Origin of the sequence: Planococcus dechangensis, assembly GCF_042654465.1 — a bacterium.
In the GTDB taxonomy this organism is placed as follows: domain Bacteria; phylum Bacillota; class Bacilli; order Bacillales_A; family Planococcaceae; genus Planococcus; species Planococcus dechangensis.
Genome location: NZ_JBHSGL010000005.1, coordinates 971255 through 989103, shown reverse-complemented (window position 1 = coordinate 989103; position 17849 = coordinate 971255). Strand labels below are relative to the sequence as shown.

Annotated in this window: 15 protein-coding genes; 12 read left to right on the top strand and 3 right to left on the bottom strand. The window is 48.6% G+C overall.

Going from position 1 to position 17849, the window contains the following annotated elements; all coding sequences use genetic code 11:
• Positions 1-478 precede the first annotated feature (478 nt).
• Together ACFO5U_RS08170 and ACFO5U_RS08165 are read left to right on the top strand one after the other, a co-directional pair.
• Positions 479-1120, top strand: a complete 642-nt coding sequence (locus ACFO5U_RS08170; RefSeq protein WP_377278290.1) for a flavin reductase family protein — start codon at positions 479-481, stop codon at positions 1118-1120.
• A gap of 22 nt (positions 1121-1142) precedes the next feature.
• The gene (locus ACFO5U_RS08165; RefSeq protein ID WP_377278289.1) at positions 1143-1700 is read left to right on the top strand and encodes a GNAT family N-acetyltransferase; all 558 of its coding nucleotides are present in this window, start codon (positions 1143-1145) and stop codon (positions 1698-1700) included.
• A 19-nt stretch (positions 1701-1719) separates the two neighbouring features.
• Here the strand turns inward: ACFO5U_RS08165 and ACFO5U_RS08160 are convergent, their stop codons facing one another.
• Complete coding sequence (locus ACFO5U_RS08160; RefSeq protein WP_377278287.1) at positions 1720-2430, bottom strand: MBL fold metallo-hydrolase; 711 nt, start codon at positions 2428-2430, stop codon at positions 1720-1722.
• Positions 2431-2603: 173 nt separating this feature from the next.
• Here ACFO5U_RS08160 and ACFO5U_RS08155 point away from each other — a divergent pair, with 173 nt between their 5' ends.
• From ACFO5U_RS08155 to ACFO5U_RS08120, 8 genes are all read left to right on the top strand, one after another.
• Positions 2604-3119 carry a glycerol-3-phosphate responsive antiterminator gene (locus tag ACFO5U_RS08155; protein ID WP_377279479.1) on the top strand — a complete coding sequence of 172 codons (516 nt, stop codon included), beginning with the start codon at positions 2604-2606 and terminating at the stop codon, positions 3117-3119.
• Positions 3120-3404: 285 nt separating this feature from the next.
• A complete protein-coding gene (locus tag ACFO5U_RS08150; RefSeq protein WP_377278285.1) occupies positions 3405-4238 on the top strand; it encodes an MIP/aquaporin family protein in 834 nt (277 codons plus the stop codon).
• Positions 4239-4257: 19 nt separating this feature from the next.
• Positions 4258-5760 carry a glycerol kinase GlpK gene (glpK, locus tag ACFO5U_RS08145; protein ID WP_377278283.1) on the top strand — a complete coding sequence of 501 codons (1503 nt, stop codon included), beginning with the start codon at positions 4258-4260 and terminating at the stop codon, positions 5758-5760.
• A gap of 135 nt (positions 5761-5895) precedes the next feature.
• On the top strand, positions 5896-7569 hold the full coding sequence (locus ACFO5U_RS08140) for a glycerol-3-phosphate dehydrogenase/oxidase (RefSeq protein ID WP_377278282.1): 1674 nt from the start codon (positions 5896-5898) through the stop codon (positions 7567-7569).
• 263 nt (positions 7570-7832) lie between these two features.
• Complete coding sequence (locus ACFO5U_RS08135) at positions 7833-9875, top strand: S8 family serine peptidase (RefSeq protein ID WP_377278280.1); 2043 nt, start codon at positions 7833-7835, stop codon at positions 9873-9875.
• A 198-nt stretch (positions 9876-10073) separates the two neighbouring features.
• Complete coding sequence (locus ACFO5U_RS08130) at positions 10074-10607, top strand: divergent PAP2 family protein (RefSeq protein ID WP_377279478.1); 534 nt, start codon at positions 10074-10076, stop codon at positions 10605-10607.
• A 158-nt stretch (positions 10608-10765) separates the two neighbouring features.
• Positions 10766-11134: a hypothetical protein gene (locus ACFO5U_RS08125; protein ID WP_377278278.1), complete on the top strand. Its 369-nt coding sequence runs from the start codon at positions 10766-10768 to the stop codon at positions 11132-11134.
• 377 nt (positions 11135-11511) lie between these two features.
• On the top strand, positions 11512-12960 hold the full coding sequence (locus ACFO5U_RS08120) for a trypsin-like peptidase domain-containing protein (RefSeq protein WP_377278276.1): 1449 nt from the start codon (positions 11512-11514) through the stop codon (positions 12958-12960).
• Between the two features lie 135 nt (positions 12961-13095).
• On the opposite strand, the gene ACFO5U_RS08115 is transcribed toward ACFO5U_RS08120, so the two are convergent.
• Together ACFO5U_RS08115 and ACFO5U_RS08110 are read right to left on the bottom strand one after the other, a co-directional pair.
• The gene (locus tag ACFO5U_RS08115) at positions 13096-13797 is read right to left on the bottom strand and encodes a class D sortase (RefSeq protein WP_377278274.1); all 702 of its coding nucleotides are present in this window, start codon (positions 13795-13797) and stop codon (positions 13096-13098) included.
• A complete protein-coding gene (locus ACFO5U_RS08110; RefSeq protein ID WP_377278272.1) occupies positions 13794-14978 on the bottom strand; it encodes a processed acidic surface protein in 1185 nt (394 codons plus the stop codon). The genes ACFO5U_RS08115 and ACFO5U_RS08110 overlap by 4 nt, the downstream gene beginning before the upstream one ends.
• A 218-nt stretch (positions 14979-15196) precedes the next feature.
• On the opposite strand from ACFO5U_RS08110, the gene ACFO5U_RS08105 reads away from it, so the two are divergent.
• Both ACFO5U_RS08105 and ACFO5U_RS08100 read left to right on the top strand, forming a co-directional pair.
• On the top strand, positions 15197-16519 hold the full coding sequence (locus ACFO5U_RS08105; RefSeq protein WP_377278271.1) for a sigma 54-interacting transcriptional regulator: 1323 nt from the start codon (positions 15197-15199) through the stop codon (positions 16517-16519).
• A complete protein-coding gene (locus ACFO5U_RS08100; RefSeq protein WP_377278269.1) occupies positions 16519-17829 on the top strand; it encodes an aspartate aminotransferase family protein in 1311 nt (436 codons plus the stop codon). The genes ACFO5U_RS08105 and ACFO5U_RS08100 overlap by 1 nt, the downstream gene beginning before the upstream one ends.
• Positions 17830-17849: the final 20 nt, after the last annotated feature.

Below are 17849 nucleotides of genomic sequence, written 5' to 3'. Positions count from 1 at the left end.
TAGTGATTCGAACCGCGTAATATATGGCTTCGGATAACAGGAAGTTAGCGGATTCTATACAATTATCTCCCCGATAAATTGCATTAAAAGGGTTCTCGGGCTACGGTGGCGAAAGATTATATATTATCGATGTGGAAACGAATCCACATTAACTAATGACGGCTGGGGTGTGGGAAAGGTGGAGGTCATTTATCAATGGATGGGCATAATCCAACTGGGGAGCTTTTTGCTCGGGGGGCTATTGCTTCCGTTTTGGTTAAAGCGAATGGTATGGCTTAAATTTGTCGCAATCGGATACTGCTTTTATGTGCTATGGGGTCTATATAGCTGGTATGGCCCACAAAATGGGCTTTGGGCAAATTATGAACGGATGATAGTGCCTTATTTAGCGGTGATTTCTTTGATTGGTTATGTGCTGCAGAAGTCCGCTGACCGAGGAGACAAGGGTTCGGAACAATAGAAAAAGGAGTGGGCGTTCGTGATTATCGATCCTACAGAACAAACGAGCAAGGAAAATTATAAGCTGCTGATCGGCAGTGTGTTGCCGCGCCCGATAGCTTGGGTGTCTTCATTGTCAAAGGCAGGCGAATTGAATTTAGCGCCTTTTAGTTTTTTTACGGTCGCTTCGCGCAATCCTCCGATGCTCATTTTCTCAATCGGCGAAGGGGTCGAAGCGCGGTCCGGGACGGTGAAAGACACGCTGGCGAATATTAGAGAGTGCGGTGAATTTGTGGTGAACATCGTATCGGCGCCGCTGGCCAACAAGATGGCTATAAGCGGCGAGCATGTCGCGCCAGATGTCGATGAATTTGACTACGCGGGACTCACGCCAACGGCATCTGAAGTGGTCTCTGTGCCCCGTGTAGAAGAGTCGCCAGTCAGCATGGAATGTGTGCTGCATCAAGTGATTGCGCTCGGTGATGATCATTTGGTCATCGGAAAAGTGGTGCGTTTTCATGTTCAGGACGAGTTATACCATAACGGGCGCATCGACACGAAAAAGCTAGCGCCGATCGGTCGTCTTGCCGGCAATTACTCGCCGGTCGAATCCATGTTTTCACTGCCGAACGAACGCCTCGGAGAATATTTGCAGCCGCTGGTGGACAAAGACCGGGATTGATGCTGCGCCGGAGGGATGCTTAATGGGATTGCAAGTGGACAATATCAGTTTTGAGAGGCTGCGGCGTGAGCATTTGCCGCTGCTGTATGAATGGATCACTAAAGAACCGCCGATCAACCGCTTCTGGGGATATAGCTATAGCGGGACTTACAAAGAGTTTGTGCACGAATTCGTCGGCAGCATTAAAGGGAGCGACCCGACGGAACCGTATATGATTTTTTACGAGGAGCAACCGATCGGCTATATCCAAACCTTTCGATGGAGCGATTACCCGGGCAGTGAAAAATTCGCGGAACTGGAGCGCGCGGCCGGTCTCGATGTTTTGATCGGGGCGCCGCCGTTTCGGGGCAAAGGTTTCGGGCAACAAATCATCCGGCGCTTTTTGGAAGATATCGTGTTTAGCGACGGCTCGGTGAATTGCTGTGTGACCGACCCGGACGTCCGCAATATCCCTGCCATCCGTGCGTATGAAAAAGTCGGATTCAAGATTGTCCAGCGGGTAGAGGAAGTATCGGATATTTCGCGCCCGGTGTGGTTTATGAAAGTAGCGAGGCAACAGCTTGAACAGAAGAAAAACTAGCCGTCCCATATGCGGGAGGCTAGTTTTTGAGTTTTTGTTCGGCATCGCGAATTGCCTGTTCCATAAAGCGCACTGGATGGTCAAGCATTCGGCCGTGGCCGACAGCCAGGTAGGTCGGCTGCAGCGCGGTTAACTTTTTCGCGCTGTCGAGCGCAATCTGTTTGTCCCATGTGGCGAGTGCCGGAAATGGGAAAAGCGGTTTCAATGTTCCGGACACGGCGATGCCGCCGCGTGTTTGGAACGCATCTCCCGCAATCAGAAAGCCGGTGCGTCTGTCGAAAAAAGAAATCGAACCTGGCGAATGGCCCGGAGAATCAACGACTTCGAGCGAGCCGACAAAATCGCCTTGTTCCAAGAGACGGTCCGGCTTTGTTGCGATGTTTTTCGGGACGCCGCCTTTGACGAGCTTGCCGGCATCTCCGGTTGAAGGGCTTTTATCGCCTGAAAGAATTTTTGCTTCCCGCTCGGAGGCGCTGACCTCCGCCTCCGGAAAGCGTTTCTTCAATTCGTCGAGAGCACCGACGTGGTCGACGTGGGCATGAGTCAAAGCGATTTTGGTGATGGGTTTGCCGATCGCTTTTGCGGATAATGCAATGTCGCGTGCTGCTCCTGCCAATCCGCAATCGATGAGCGTCAGTTCTTCCTGCTCTTCGACCAAATAACAGTTGATGGGAAACAACGACGGCAGAAACGCCAGTTGATAGACGTTTGCTATTTTCTTGACGCGCATAGCTGCCAACTCCTTATAGGTGATTTCTTCCATTTTAGCGCAAAAGACATACAAAATGAAGCTAGGGGTTTATTAGTTGTGCGGAGCAGTAAGCTGGCGCATAATGACCGTATATTGTATTTACAGCGGAGGAGGAGAAACTGGTGGTTGTGTTAAAGGGTGTATTGCCGGTTATGCGGAATTTGAAAGAATTTGAACGCTTGCTTGCGAGCAACCAGGAAACGATTATTTTCCTCGAAGTGCGTCTCGCGCAACTCAAGCCGCTTGTTGCAGCAGCGAAAAAAGCAGGCAAGAAAGTGATTCTGCATGCGGATTTGATTCAGGGCTTGAAAGCGGATGCATATGGGTTTGAATACTTGATCCGTGAAGTAAAGCCGGACGGCATCGTTTCGACGCGAAGCAGCGTCATCGCGCTTGCGAAAAAGAATAAATTGACAACCATTCAGCGCTTGTTCTTGCTCGATAGCCATGCGCTTGAACATAATTTATCATTGATCGACCAAGTGAAGCCGGATTATATTGAACTGTTGCCTGGTTTGATTCCATCGATCATCAAAGAAGTGCACGAACGCACCGGAATCCCGATCATTGCGGGCGGTTTGATCCGCACGCAGGAAGATATCGAACTGGCTTATGAGGGCGGGGCGCAGGCGATTTCGACATCCCAGCCCGAGCTATGGGATAAATGAGGAAATCCATAGCTTCAGGAAAAGTCAGCAGCTGGACCATCGTTGCTTGACTACATAGCGGCAACTGAAACTGTTGACAGCGTTTTCAGAAACTGCTAAATTGATTTTACAAGTTAAGCACCGTGCAGGAGATTAGGAGACCCGCATCGGACAAGGCTCATATTATAGAGCCTCGGTTCGTTGCGGGTTTTTTTCGTGTTCGGGTATTCAAGTATAAGTGATGAGCCGGGCTTTTCCTTGCTTCAATTTTCGCAAGAGCGGTGCATCCAAAAAGGAGCGAGCAATATGACAGTGTTTTTGGCAGAGTTGATCGGTACGATGATCCTCATCATTTTTGGGGCAGGAGTCGTTGCCGGCGTTGTTTTAAAAGATTCCAAAGCGGAAAACTCAGGTTGGATCGTCATTACTATCGCGTGGGGACTTGCAGTCACCATGGGGGTTTATGCAGTCGGGAATTTCTCAGGAGCACACTTGAATCCGGCAGTTACGCTCGGGTTTGCGTTTGTCGGCGAATTTGCTTGGTCTGAAGTGCCAGTATACATAGCAGGACAGTTAGCTGGTGCCATAATCGGTGCAGTCATTGTGTTCTTTAATTATTTGCCTCACTGGGAACGGACGAAAGAGGCGGAAAGCAAGCTGGGCGTCTTTGCGACAATCCCTGCAGTCCGCCGCCCCTTATCCAATCTGGTCAGCGAAATCATTGGTACGGCAGTGCTCGTCATGGGCTTATTGTTTATCGGTGCCAATGAATTTACAGAAGGCTTGAATCCATTGATTGTCGGTGCATTGATCATTGCGATCGGCATGTCGCTCGGCGGAACGACCGGTTATGCCATCAATCCGGCCCGTGATTTGGGGCCCCGCATTGCGCATGCACTGCTGCCGATTCCCGGTAAAGGTTCGTCGGACTGGAGTTATGCATGGGTGCCGATTGTCGGGCCAATCTTTGGCGGCATCTACGGCGCGGTTTTCTACAAAGCGATGTTTACAGGCGACTTTAGCGTGCCGTTCTTCGCGATGAGTTTTGTACTCATCCTGGTATTTGCCGGTGCCGCAAGTGTAGAATTGAAAAAGGACAGCGTAAAAGCGAAACAATATAACGAAAACACCATTTCCTAAACAAGCGGAGGCGATTCCATTGAGCAAAAAATATATTTTATCGATCGACCAAGGAACAACGAGTTCACGTGCAGTTTTGTGGAACCATGCAGGCGAAATTGTCGGCACGGGGCAGCAGGAATTCCAGCAATTTTTCCCGAAACCAGGCTGGGTGGAGCATGATGCCAACGAAATTTGGACTTCGGTCCTCGCGTGCATCGCGGAAGTACTGCGCGTTACGGATATCGACCCATCAGAAATCTCTGGCATCGGCATCACCAACCAGCGGGAAACTACGGTTGTTTGGGACCGTCATACCGGCAAGCCGATTTATAAAGCAATCGTCTGGCAATCGCGCCAGACAGACGGTATCTGCAACGACTTGAAAGAACGTGATTTAAATGAGACATTCCGCAAGAAAACCGGCCTGTTGATCGACGCGTATTTTTCCGGCACGAAAGTCAAATGGATTCTCGATAATGTCGAAGGCGCCAGAGAAAAAGCCGAACAGGGCGACTTGATGTTCGGAACGATCGACACTTGGCTCGTCTATAAATTATCGGGCGGTGCTGCGCACATTACCGATTACAGCAACGCATCCCGTACACTCATGTACAATATCCACGAACTAAAATGGGATGATGAGCTGCTCGAAATCTTGACGGTACCAAAAAGCATGCTGCCAGAAGTGCGCCAGTCATCAGAAGTATACGCAAATACGATCGAGTATCATTTCTTCGGCTATAGCGTGCCGATCGCAGGCATTGCCGGCGACCAGCAGGCTGCATTGTTCGGACAAGCTTGCTTTGAAAAAGGCATGGCGAAAAACACGTACGGAACCGGCTGCTTCATGCTCATGAACACGGGTGAAAAAGCGGTGGAATCCGAACATGGGCTGCTCACAACACTCGCTTGGGGCGTCGATGGCAAAGTGGAATATGCACTCGAAGGCAGCATCTTTGTCGCGGGCTCAGCAATCCAATGGCTGCGCGACGGGTTGCAAATCATTGAGACTGCTCCGGAAAGCGAAGACTATGCCAATCAAGTAGACTCGACAGACGGCGTTTACATGGTGCCGGCATTTGTAGGACTCGGCACGCCTTATTGGGATACCGATGCGAGAGGCGCGGTGTTCGGTTTGACGCGCGGTACGACGAAAGCGCATTTCATCCGGGCGACGCTCGAGGCGCTTGCATACCAGACAAAAGACGTCGTAGATGTTATGATAGAAGATGCAGGGATTGAATTGAAGACTTTGCGCGTAGACGGCGGTGCGGTCGGCAACGATATGCTGATGCAGTTCCAGTCCGATCTTCTGCACGTGGCGGTCGAACGTCCCCAAATCCAGGAAACGACTGCACTTGGCGCTGCGTACTTGGCAGGCTTAGCAACAGGATTCTGGAAAGATAAAGACGAAATCGCGGCACAATGGCAGCTCGACAAAACCTACGAGCCGCATATGTCGGATGAAACGAGCGAGCGGCTTTACGCTGGCTGGAAAAATGCCGTAGCAGCGACGCGGACTTTCAAGCCCGTCAACTAAACCAACAAGTTAATATCGAGACATATATGGCCGGAGATACGGAGAGACCATACCAGTGCAGCAGGAGCGAATTCTGCGGCTGTGTACAGGTCTCTCTTTTTATATGGAAAATAATGGATAAGGAGTCGGTAAAGAATGAAATTTTCAAGCTTATTGCGTACAGAAACTTACCAACAATTAACACATGCACCACTTGATGTATTGATCATCGGAGGCGGCATTACAGGGGCTGGGATTGCACTTGACGCGTCCGCACGTGGCATGCGTGCTGGCGTTCTTGAAATGCAGGATTTTGCAGCCGGTACGTCTAGCCGTTCGACCAAGCTTGTCCATGGCGGCTTGCGCTACTTGAAGCAATTCGAAGTGAAGATGGTCGCAGAAGTCGGCAAAGAACGTGAAATCGTCTATGAAAACGGCCCGCACGTCACAACGCCGGAATGGATGATGCTGCCGTTCCATAAAGGCGGCACATTCGGACCGCTCAGCACAAATGTCGGCTTGCGTGTCTATGACTTCTTGGCAGGCGTCAAAAAAGGCGAACGCCGCCAAATGCTATCACGATCTAAAGCGATGAACCTAGAGCCGTTAGTGAAACAAGACGGTTTGAAAGGCGCGGGCTATTACGTCGAGTATAAAACCGATGATGCACGCCTGACGATGGAAGTGATGAAAAAAGCAGTTGAAAAAGGTGCGCTTGCCTTGAACTATGTAAAAGTGAAAGGGTTCCTTTACGATAACGGCAAAGTGGTTGGTGTCGTGGCGGAAGACCAGCTCAACGGCAAAATCCATGAGATTTTCGCCAAGAAAATCGTCAATGCAGCTGGCCCATGGGTCGACACTTTGCGCGATGAAGACAAATCGAAAAACGGCAAAACTTTGCAGCTGACAAAAGGCATCCACTTAGTATTCGACCAATCGCGTTTCCCATTGCGCCAAGCCATTTACTTTGACATGCCGGACGGCCGCATGGCATTCGCCATTCCGCGACAAGGCAAAGTGTATGTCGGCACGACCGATACGGTATATAAACAAGACATCGCCCACCCGACGATGACACGTGAAGACCGCGATTATGTGTTGGAAGCCGTCAACTTCATGTTCCCTGATGTGGCCATTACAGTGGAGGACGTCGAATCGAGCTGGGCTGGACTGCGTCCGCTCATCCATGAAGAAGGCAAAGACCCATCAGAAATATCCCGCAAAGACGAAATCTTCGTCTCGGATTCCGGTTTGATTTCCATTGCTGGGGGCAAATTGACCGGCTACCGCAAAATGGGCGAGAACATCATCGACCTTGTCTCCAAGCAATTAGAGAGCGAAAGCGGTGCAACATTCCCGAAAGTGTCAACGAAGAAAATGGCGTTATCTGGTGGGGAAGTCGGCGGGTCGAAAGGGTTTAAAGCATTGAAAGCAGATCGCTTGAACCGTTCTTCTGAATACGGCCTGACGACGGATGCGATGGAATTGCTCGTCGACCGTTACGGAGCCAATGTCGATGTGGTGTTGGATTTCTATAAAGAAGGCTTGGCCGAAGCGGCTGATGCCAGCCTGGACCCGCTTGTCTACGCTATGCTGCGCTACGGCATCGAAGCCGAAGCGGTATGCAAACCAGTCGACTTTTTCATTCGCCGTACGGGCGCCTTGTATTTTGATATTGAGTGGGTGCGCTCGCACAAACGTGCGGTGAACGACTATATGGCTGTCGTGTTCCAATGGACGGACGATCAGCAGGAGCGTTATATGAACGAATTGGACGTCTTGCTGCATGAAGCGGTCATTCCAACAACTGTTTCGGAATTGAGCAAATAACAGATTACCAGTTGCAACAGCTGCTTATCATTCTTTTGATAAGCAGCTGTTTTTTTAATAGAAGTATTTAAGTTTATGTCAAAAGTGCTAAAATTTGATTAAAGTGAGATAGAGATTAGTATCCATTTCTTATTGAAATTCAAAAGAATTTTAACATTCACTAGGAAAATATCCGGAAAGGCCGTATAATTTCCTTAATTAATATGTTGAATTTTCAGAAAAATAGGGATGATTAGACTAATCGTATAGTGAGGAGAATGATCATGAAGAACACCACGGCAATTATAGCGGCTATTGTATTAGTCCTTTCTCTGATTGGCATCAACCCTTCGGAAAATGTTCAAGCGGCTGCACAGCCGACGACGGATCGCGTCATCGTGAAAATGGATGAAACGACTGAGTTGGATGTATTCAGTACACAAAAAGTCCCTACTGCAGGCGCCACCAGCGATCCCATTGTCACAATCGATGTACCGGAAGGCCAAACGCTGGAATCGTTCATGGCGGAACTCGAGAAGCGTGAGGATATCGAATATGTCGAGCCTGACTACCAAGTGCAGCTGACCGTCATACCAACCGATCCTTATTATAAAGGGTATCAATATCATCATCAGCGCATCGGTTCAGAAGCCGCATGGCAGAAGACGACCGGCAAGCCGGATGTGCTGGTGGCGGTCATTGATGATGGCTTCGATTTGAAACATCCTGATTTAAAAGGGCGCATCGTCGCTCCGTATAACATCATTACGAAAAATGCCAAGGTCAGTATCGATGCGCACGGCACCCATGTGGCAGGGCTGATTGCAAGCGGCATGAACAATGGTGTGGGCGGCGTTGGCGTCGCTCCGAACACGAGCATTATGCCGATCGATGTATTTGACGGCGAGGTCGGTTATATCACCGATGTGGCAGCTGGTGTCTATCATGCGGTGTCGGCTGGGGCAGATATCATCAATTTGAGCCTCGGAGCTTATTTTGATGCGGATGTTTTAGCTAAAGCTGTACGTTATGCTTCTGCACAAGGCGTTTTGGTCATCGCGGCGGCAGGCAACGATGATATTGATTCCCCGCATTATCCGGCAGCATATGGAGAAGTATTGGCGGTCGCGTCTACCGATGCTGGGGATAAGCGTTCTGAGTTCTCAAACTACGGGTTATGGGTTGATATCGCAGCGCCTGGCAGCAATATCTTCTCGATTTTGCCGACCGACCCGGCTATAGGATACGAATCGTTCGGGGAACTGAGCGGAACGTCGATGTCGACACCAATTGTATCCGGAGCTGCGGCATTACTGAAAGCGCACGAGCCGAATTTGACGGGCAACGATATTATGGGGCGTTTGATGCTGACAGCGACAGATCTTGGAGTGAAAGGAAAAGATCCGTATTACGGTTACGGGCGCCTGAATATAAACGAAGCGCTCAAGATGGACGCGACAAAATGGTCCAATCGCATTGCGGGTGCGAACCGCTATGAAACGGCAGTCAATATTTCCAAAGCCGGCTGGTCGGATGCTTCGACCGTGGTCATTGCGACAGGCACTGATTTTCCGGATGCGTTAGCCGGTGGGCCGCTCGCTTACGGGGAAGGAGCTCCGATCCTGCTGACAAAAGGCGATACATTGCATCCGGATACGGCAGCGGAAATCCGCCGCTTAGGTGCGAGTAATGCCATCTTGTTAGGCAGTACAGGTGCTTTGTCAGTAAAAGTTGAAGCTCAGATCAAGAACATCGGGCTAGAAATCACCCGTATCGGTGGACAAACCCGTTATGAAACAGCCGCTTTGATCGCGAAACGCATCCCGAGCAAACGTGCCGTCATCACCAATGGCCAAAACTTCCCGGACGTGTTGTCCGTTTCTCCTTACGCGGCGAAACAAGGCATTCCGATTTTACTGACACGGACCACAAGCTTGCCGCCTGAAACGAAAGCAGCTCTGGCCGGCAAAAGCTCAACCATTGTAACCGGCGGGACCGGTGCCATCAGTGCAGAAGTGTTCAAGCAATTGCCGGGCGCTGAACGCTTCGGCGGCGCAACTCGCTACGATACGGGCAAACTGATCAATCAACGGTTGCCAATGGGCAATCAAAAAGCATTTATCGCGACGGGCATGAATTTTCCGGATGCACTCGCTGGTTCCGTCCTTGCAGCGAAAGTGGATGCGCCGATCTTGTTGACGGCAAAAAATTCAGTGCCGCATTCCACCTACAGCCTGCTGCCGAATTATACCAATTTTACTATTTTCGGAAGTAAAGGAGCGGTCAGTTCGGAAGTGAAGTTTGAAATCGATAAGTTATTGAAATAGTTTAATCCCTCTCAGCACTGAGGGGGATTTTTTAGTTGAGCGCACAATGATTGCTATGCCAATAGTTTTAAAAAAACAATCCACCCAGTACATATTCTTTAACGGATGAGGGTAAAGAGGGTTATCAGGCGGCTTGAGCCGCAGCAGTTACTGTATTGGAGGATGGAAAAAATGAACAAAATGAAAACAATGAAAGAGATGAAAGAAATGAATCGTGGAATGATCACAGCACTTGGGGCAATCGGCGTTGCTCAGGCATTAAAAATTGTCACCCATAAAGTGGTAACAGATAAATGGGATTGGCAACAAGCGTTCACCACTGGAGGCATGCCAAGTTCCCACTCTGCAGGCGTAGCAGCACTTGCTTCTTATGTCGCAGCCAATAAAGGTGCCCGTCATACTGAAACGGCGCTTGCCGTCGTATTCGGTGCCATCGTCATGTATGATGCACAGGGCATCCGCCGTCACACGGGTGAAATCGCGAGACTGGTCAATGACCTAGAAGACAGCTTTTCAAAAATCTCGGGTGAATTCCCAAGTTTCGAGTATGTAGAACGCGATAAAGAGCTAAAAGAATTGCTGGGCCATCAGCCGGTCGAAGTATTTGTCGGTGCTGGATTCGGTGTTCTATTGGGTCTTATTTCCGCAAAAATCGAAAACCGTGAACGTGAATTGGAACAGCAAAAGAAAGTTCCGCGTAACAGCCGCAAGACTCGAGCTGACTATAGATAACGAAAAACCGCTGGCATGTGCCAGTGGTTTTTTTTATGGGAAAAAATAATTGTAAAGTTTGTTAAGAATTGATGAAGTGTTTGCTGAAGTAGTCACGAGATGAGAAAAGTCGGTTACGCTAATAGTGAAAGCAGCCCCATTCAAAGGAGGAAAATCATTTGAAGATTTCTGCTCTGAACATGTCATTTTCGGCACTGGCTTTTGGACTGGCACTCGCACATTTTGAACCAGCAACATATCCGCTGCAAACCGCACAGGCGGATAAAGAACACGAACCGGGCCGTGAAGTGATCGAACGGCTGGGCCCTCATGAACAAGGTTTGTTGAAAGACTTGGAACAGCTGGAGCAGCACGTGGAGAGTAAAGGGTTTTTGACGATAGAGGAATATCAGGAAATTCAAAGCCAATTGGATGAGTTGTTGCAGCGTATAAACGATGAAGTGAAAACAAGCGGGCAGGCGGATGCGAAGCTGTTCGGGGAAGTGCTGGAACTGCAGGAAGTCGTGGTCGGAATAGATGTCAGGTGATTGGGCACAATATAAAGCGGGGATCGAAGCGATGCTGAGGCGTTGCTTTTTTTATTATATATAGTTTGTTTTCTATACTTGTTATGAAGAAATTTACAGAGAAATGGCATTTTTTTTTAGTTTTAAGAGTTCAGCTAGTGTACCCCATGAAATAGTAAGCACATGATGCAGACAGTTGCAAATGACCAACTAATTTTCAAGCAGCGGGTCGTAGGACTAATTTCTAAAAAAGCAACCCATATTCGTTCTGAATTTTGAAATATATTACCAAATGAGGACAAAATATTACAAAAGCAACCTAAGGTGGAGGTTTGGCGTTCTAAGGTTTATAATGAAGAAAATTCGGGGATGAGAAATGTCCGGCAGGAGGTACAGCTATGAAATGCACAAAATGTGGCGCAACGAACAGCGAGTCTGCAAAAGTCTGTGAGAAATGCGGAGCTACGATGGGCACGCGTAAAATGCGCAAGCCAAAACGCAACAAGTTTTTATATGCAATCGTATTATTAGTAGCGCTTTTAGGGTTGGGACTTGGGCTTAGCCAATTGATCGGAAACGATGAACCGGAACAGGCGTTGCCGCAGGAAGAAACCGAAGCAGTCGAAGAAGAGGTTGTCGAAGAAGAGCCGGCGGAAGAAGTCGTAGAAGCAGAGCCAGAAGCGGAAGTTGAGGAAGAGGTAATAGTAGAAGAGCCGGAAACGCAAGTGTCTTCTGAAGAACAGGTCGAAGGTACTGTAACGAAAGCTGAAAACATTACACACCCTTCCGATCAAGAAGAAAAAGTGGAACCGAAAAAGATTGATAAAACAGCCATCATCAAAGATGCGCAGTCGCGCGTCTATACCATTTTGACTGAAGGCGGCCAAGGCTCCGGGTTCTTGTTTACGGAAACGGGCATGGTTGTCACGAACGCTCACGTAGTGGCAGGGTATACGGATGTCATTGTCCGCAATATTAACGGCCAGGACCACGAAGGAACCGTTGTTGGAATTTCAGCGGAATCGGACATCGCATTGATTCAGGTGGGAGACTTAACAGGGATTGAACCGCTTGAAGTAGAAATGGCAGCCACTGCAGTCGGCACGGAAGTTATTGCGCTAGGCAGCCCATCCGGTTTTGAAAATACCGCATCTTTGGGGTATTTGACAGGCATTGACCGTGATTTCTACCAGGAGTTTACGTATGAGGATATTTACCAAATTGATGCAGCACTAGCCCCAGGCTCAAGCGGTGGCCCGCTCCTGGATGGAGGAACTGGCAAAGTCATCGGCATCAACTCGTTATTGTTCCCGGATGGCGATTCGATCGGCTTCTCGATTCCGATGTATTCGATGTATGATCAATTGAATGCTTGGGCTAATACGCCGATGAGTCGCGAAGCCGTTGCGGCAATCTTCCCCGTGTATGACGATTTTGATGGGTATGAAGACGATAATTACGAGTTTGACTACAGTACAACGCATGAATTTACAGAAGAATCTTTGACCGAATTTGTCACGAGTTATCAGGAGTTTTATGAGCTCGCGCTGAATGAAGAAGACTTCTATTATGTGCAAAACTTGCTTGTGTACCAAAGCAATATTTACAACAGCATGATTGAATACATTGATCAGATTGCCGGTAAAAACATGGAACACAATTTCAATAAACTGGACATCAACAGCATTGAAATTGAACAAGACCATGCGATTATCCGCACGAATGAAGCATTTGAGTTCAAGGATGCACAAGGCAATTGGTCGCTGCAAGAGCGCAGCAAAGTGTATACCATTGTGATGGATGATTACGGGTTCTTCTATGTATCCGATATCATCAATGTCGAATAATTCAAATAGAACTGCCTCCCGAAAGTTAGCGAACACAGCTTTCGGGAGGCAGTTTTTGTATAGGGAGAATGAAATGGAGACTTGCAACAAACCACAAAAAGTGCCGAATCCTTTAAGGATACGGCACTTTTTGTGTCAACTGCTTGAAACGAGGTCAGCAATCAGAATATAACGATCAGGAGCATAGCCGACAAAATCGAATGGATAGCAAGTCGACACAGTCAGTGTAGCTTTTGGTTTCGGAACGATGACGGTGCGGTCGTCCTCATCGACAATACGCACTTGCCGCACGCGGTACGTAAACGTGCCGTCTGCGGTATGGACGATAAACTCATCGCCTTTGCCGACTTTGCCGAGTTCACGGAACACGGTGTCGCGATGTCCAGATAACACGGAGTTATCGGATTGGCCGGGCATGACGCTATTGGCGTAATGACCGACACCCTTTTCCAGTTCATCTTCGTCAGTACCGTGGATGATTGGCAAAGTAGCACCAAGTTTCGGGATGACCAGTTCACCCATCAAATCCCCGATTTTCGGGTTCTTGGGGTAGTCGCCGCGTACTTGGGGAATTGCTGTTTCCGACCTGGCTGCACTCGTATCATCTTCTACCGTAACCGTACCTGGGTCAACTTGTGATTCGTTTTCGGGCAAGTAGATGCGGGCATCGCTTGTCTGCAGTTTTGGAACAAAATCTTCAGCAGAGACAGAATCCGCTTTATACAGCATATAGCCTTTTAAAAACGTCGCCGCTTGTGTGCCGCTGAACCATAGGCCGAACAAAATCATGCCGGCTGCCGTGGCGGTGACGAGCCAGGAAGTTTTTTTCTTGGTCATGCTGCCCGTTTTGCCCGGTTGCGTCTTAGCAACAATGCGCCGAACAAGACAAAACCAAGGCCGATTGCTGCGTTTGTGGCAAAGCTACTAGCGGTGTTTGGCAATTTTCCGCCTTTGACCGTCTGGTGCGTTGTACTTTCAATATTTGTTTTCGGGGGGATCGGAGTAATGGTCGGCGTCGTGCCGCCCAATTCTTTTCCTGTATCCACAATCAGTTCGGAGCCGAACATTTCAGCGGTCAATAGGATGTCCGCCAAAAAATCACCTTGCAGGTTGTACAACTCGATCAACAAGTCATATCCATCCGTCGTTTCCAAAGAGATAAGCGATTGGATGTTCATTTCCTTTTTCTCGTCGCCTTTAATAAAATAATATTTGGCTTCCATTTCGAAAAGCTTCATGAATTCATCGTATATTGCCAACAACTCCGCAATTTGTTCTGCACTCAATTCGGTAACCGTCGAAAACTCTTCGATTGCCATCATCCGTTCGCTTAATTGCATCAAACGCTCTTCGAACTCTGGATTCATGTAATCGATTGTTTCAAAATGTTGCATAAGCCGTTCAAGTTCCTGCTCGGTCAATCCGAATTCCGCAAACAAACTATCGAAATCCATTTCGAACAACCAGTCTTCCTGGTAGAACACAATCGAGCTTTCCAAGTCTTCGATGAAATCATAATTTTCAATGGAATCATCGAAGGAGTTCAGGAATTCTTCAAGTTCAGATGTGGAAGAAAATCCATACTTGGCAGCCAAGGCCGCCAATCCAGCATCAGATATCGGCGTCCAATCTTGCTGGTAGGATAAGTAAAAGTCGACAGCTTCTATCAATTCTTCAGTAAAGATGAGGTAAGTGCCATCAAGTACATCTTCACCTTTGTCAATTTCCCCGAATTCCTCGAGTAAACTATTCAACTCTGCACGTGTCAGATTGTATGTTTTTAATACTTTTGACACTCCATTTTCTGAAAGCGGTGTACCCAATTCGTCGACGGAGTCGAACTCATCAAGTGACCAGTCTTTGCTGTCCAAATAAGCTAGATAATCCGCTTTTTCCCATTTGATGCTTTGCAAAAAGCGCTCAAAATCGCGGCTATCTTCAGAAACGGCCAATGCGGGCAATGCCCCGATCGTAATAGCCAGTAAAAGGGAAGTAATAATCGTTAACGCAGCTTTCATGTGAAACCTCCTGTATGTGTAATAAATGGAATATCTAGAATAGTATAGTATTGAATTGCGTCATTTAGAATAGGTATTTAGTATCGTAAAGCTTGAAAGCTTGTTCGCAACCTATCAATACTCATTGAGCCTATTTAAGAGAATTATTGAAATTGTCTTGCTTTTTTATTATTCAATATCGTATAGTCTATACAATAATGAATAACAGGGGTGAAAAAATGCACCGACATATGCTCATACCAGATGCAAAAGAAGAAGTGATGGCGATGCACGATGAAGATATCATCATCACGAACCGTGAGGGACGCATCATTAAAGTGACAGAGTTAAGCGGCCGTCATTATGGGGTCACTCCAAAAGAGCTGCTTGGGCGTTCGATTTATGAACTCGAAAGCGAGGGTGTGTTCACGCCGGCTGTCACGCCGCTAGTCATCCAACGGAAGAAAAAACTCGTGCTCGTACAGGAAACGGCTACGGGCAAAAAAATGCTCATCACCGGCATGCCGGTTTTCGACGAGCAGCGCGAAGTGGAATATGTTATCAGTTATTCCTATGAAGTATCGGAATTGATGGTCATGAAGGAATACCTGGAATCACTGGAAAGCGAAATGGACCGCGTCAAAGGGGAACTGGCCCATCTTCGTGGCCGTCAGCTATCAATCGACGGCGTCTTGACTCACAGCATTCAATCCGAACGCGCGTTAAGAAGTGCATTAAAGCTTGCGGATTTCGATGCAGCATTGGTAATTGAAGGGCCAAGAGGGGCAGGGAAAAGCCTTTTCGCGAAAATCATCCATCAACATAGCGCTAGAAGCGGCGAAGCGTTTATCGAAGTGGATTGCGGGGCGGTGCCGGAGACAATTTTTGTGGAATCGTTCGAAGGCGAGGGCGGTTATTTCGATTTGGCTGAGCGGGGAACGCTCGTCCTGAATGAAATCGACCGTTTATCCGAACGGACACAATCGATGTTAGAAAAAATGCTGGCGCAAAACCGCGCGATCCGCTTGATTGCCATCAGCGACACCTCCTTGGAACAGCGTATGCATTGCGGCGAATTCCGTGAGGCGCTGTTTTACCAGTTGCACGTGTCACTCATCGAACTGCACGCCCTGCGCGAGCGTCCGGAAGATTTGGAAGCGTTCCTCATTCAAACGGTCGAGCAACTCGGCCAAAAATATGGATCAGCTAAAAAGCTCTCGGACGAAGCGTATGTCCATTTGCTGCAATTGGAGTGGAAAGGAAATTTCCGTGAAGTGCGCAATGTGCTCGAACGCAGTTATTTGGAAAGTGAACAAGCGAATATTACAATTGAAGATTTGCCGATCAATTACCGGCCGGCACAAGATGAACAAGTAGGAATCGAACTTGCGGGTCGCACGTTGCCTCATCTGCTCGACGTCGTGGAAAAAAAGGTACTGGAAAATGCCAAGAAACGCTACCGCACGACGACCGAGATGGCAGAGCGGCTTGGCATCAGCCAACCGTCCGTCGTCCGCAAGCTGAAAAAACATGCAATCGCAACAGGAAAGGATGAATCGTAATGATTGAAAGACAAACGAAGGATTGGCTGGACATGACCCATTCAATCGGAAATTTATTAGCGCCAAGCATGGCGAAGGACCACCCGAATCTACCTGTCGTCAAAGCGGAAGGCTGTTATTACTACGGGGCAGACGGGCGAACTTATTTGGATTTCACTTCCGGAATTGCAGTGGAGAATGTCGGCCACCGCCATCCGAAAGTCGTCCAGGCGATCAAAGATGGGGCGGACCATCTGATCCACGGCCCGTCCGGCGTCATCATCTATGAATCGATCTTAAAACTGGCCTATGAATTGCAGCAGATAATGCCCCGCAAACTGGATAATTTCTTTTTCGCCAATAGCGGCACAGAAGCGATCGAAGGCGGTATCAAACTCGCGAAATATGTCACAAAGCGGCCGTATGTTGTGTCGTTTACGGGTTGTTTCCACGGACGTTCAATGGGGGCGCTTAGCGTTTCGACATCGAAAAGCAAATACCGCAAACATATGCAGCCGTCTTGGTTGACCTATCAATTGCCTTACGCACATCCGGACGATTTGCCAGAAGGTGCGGACCCGAAAGTATTTTTCCCTGAAAAACTCGAGCGCGACATCGAAAAGCTCTTCAACCATCAAGTGACGCCGGAAGAGGTGGCGTGCATCATTTTAGAGCCGGTGCTCGGGGAGGGCGGGTATATCATCCCGCCGAAAGAATGGCTCGAGAAAGTGCGGGAAATTTGCGATCGCCACGGCATCCTGCTCATATTCGATGAGGTACAGACAGGCTTCGGCCGCACTGGCAATTGGTTTGCCGCCCAGACTTTCGGTGTGACGCCGGACATCATGGCTGTTGCCAAAGGCATTGCAGCAGGCCTTCCGCTCAGCGCCACGGTAGCATCTAAAGAATTGATGGACCAATGGCCGCTCGGCACGCACGGCACGACGTTCGGAGGCAATCCGCTCGCTTGTGCCGCAGCACTTGCTTCTATAGAAGTATTGAAAGAAGAACGTTTGTTGGAAAATGCCAAGACGCTCGGCGCTTATGCGTTAGAAGAGCTCGATAAGCTCAAAAGTAAACACGCATGCGTCCGTGAAGTGCGAGGTGTCGGGCTGATGATCGGCATCGAATTGATGGACACGGAGACAAAGCGCCCGGACGGGGAAGCGGTAATGACCGTATTAGACGATTGCTTGAAGCAAGGGGTGCTGTTCTATCTATGCGGCAATTCAGGCGAAGTCATCCGGATGATTCCACCGCTCACTGTAACAAAAGAACAAATCGATGAAGGCATTCGGGTGCTCGACCAGGCGCTCTTAAATTTAACTTAATCATTCAGGGGACTAAAAAA

Excerpts from the sequence above, each read along its gene's own strand:
- ACFO5U_RS08105 (WP_377278271.1), top strand. The coding sequence starts at position 15,197 with ATGCACCGACATATGCTCATACCAGATGCAAAAGAAGAAGTGATGGCG.
- ACFO5U_RS08155 (WP_377279479.1), top strand. The coding sequence starts at position 2,604 with ATGCGGAATTTGAAAGAATTTGAACGCTTGCTTGCGAGCAACCAGGAA.
- ACFO5U_RS08115 (WP_377278274.1), bottom strand. The coding sequence starts at position 13,797 with ATGACCAAGAAAAAAACTTCCTGGCTCGTCACCGCCACGGCAGCCGGC.
- ACFO5U_RS08110 (WP_377278272.1), bottom strand. The coding sequence starts at position 14,978 with ATGAAAGCTGCGTTAACGATTATTACTTCCCTTTTACTGGCTATTACG.
- ACFO5U_RS08135 (WP_377278280.1), top strand. The coding sequence starts at position 7,833 with ATGAAGAACACCACGGCAATTATAGCGGCTATTGTATTAGTCCTTTCT.
- ACFO5U_RS08100 (WP_377278269.1), top strand. The coding sequence starts at position 16,519 with ATGATTGAAAGACAAACGAAGGATTGGCTGGACATGACCCATTCAATC.
- ACFO5U_RS08140 (WP_377278282.1), top strand. The coding sequence starts at position 5,896 with ATGAAATTTTCAAGCTTATTGCGTACAGAAACTTACCAACAATTAACA.
- ACFO5U_RS08120 (WP_377278276.1), top strand. The coding sequence starts at position 11,512 with ATGAAATGCACAAAATGTGGCGCAACGAACAGCGAGTCTGCAAAAGTC.
- ACFO5U_RS08130 (WP_377279478.1), top strand. The coding sequence starts at position 10,074 with ATGAAAGAAATGAATCGTGGAATGATCACAGCACTTGGGGCAATCGGC.
- ACFO5U_RS08150 (WP_377278285.1), top strand. The coding sequence starts at position 3,405 with ATGACAGTGTTTTTGGCAGAGTTGATCGGTACGATGATCCTCATCATT.
- ACFO5U_RS08165 (WP_377278289.1), top strand. The coding sequence starts at position 1,143 with ATGGGATTGCAAGTGGACAATATCAGTTTTGAGAGGCTGCGGCGTGAG.
- ACFO5U_RS08160 (WP_377278287.1), bottom strand. The coding sequence starts at position 2,430 with ATGCGCGTCAAGAAAATAGCAAACGTCTATCAACTGGCGTTTCTGCCG.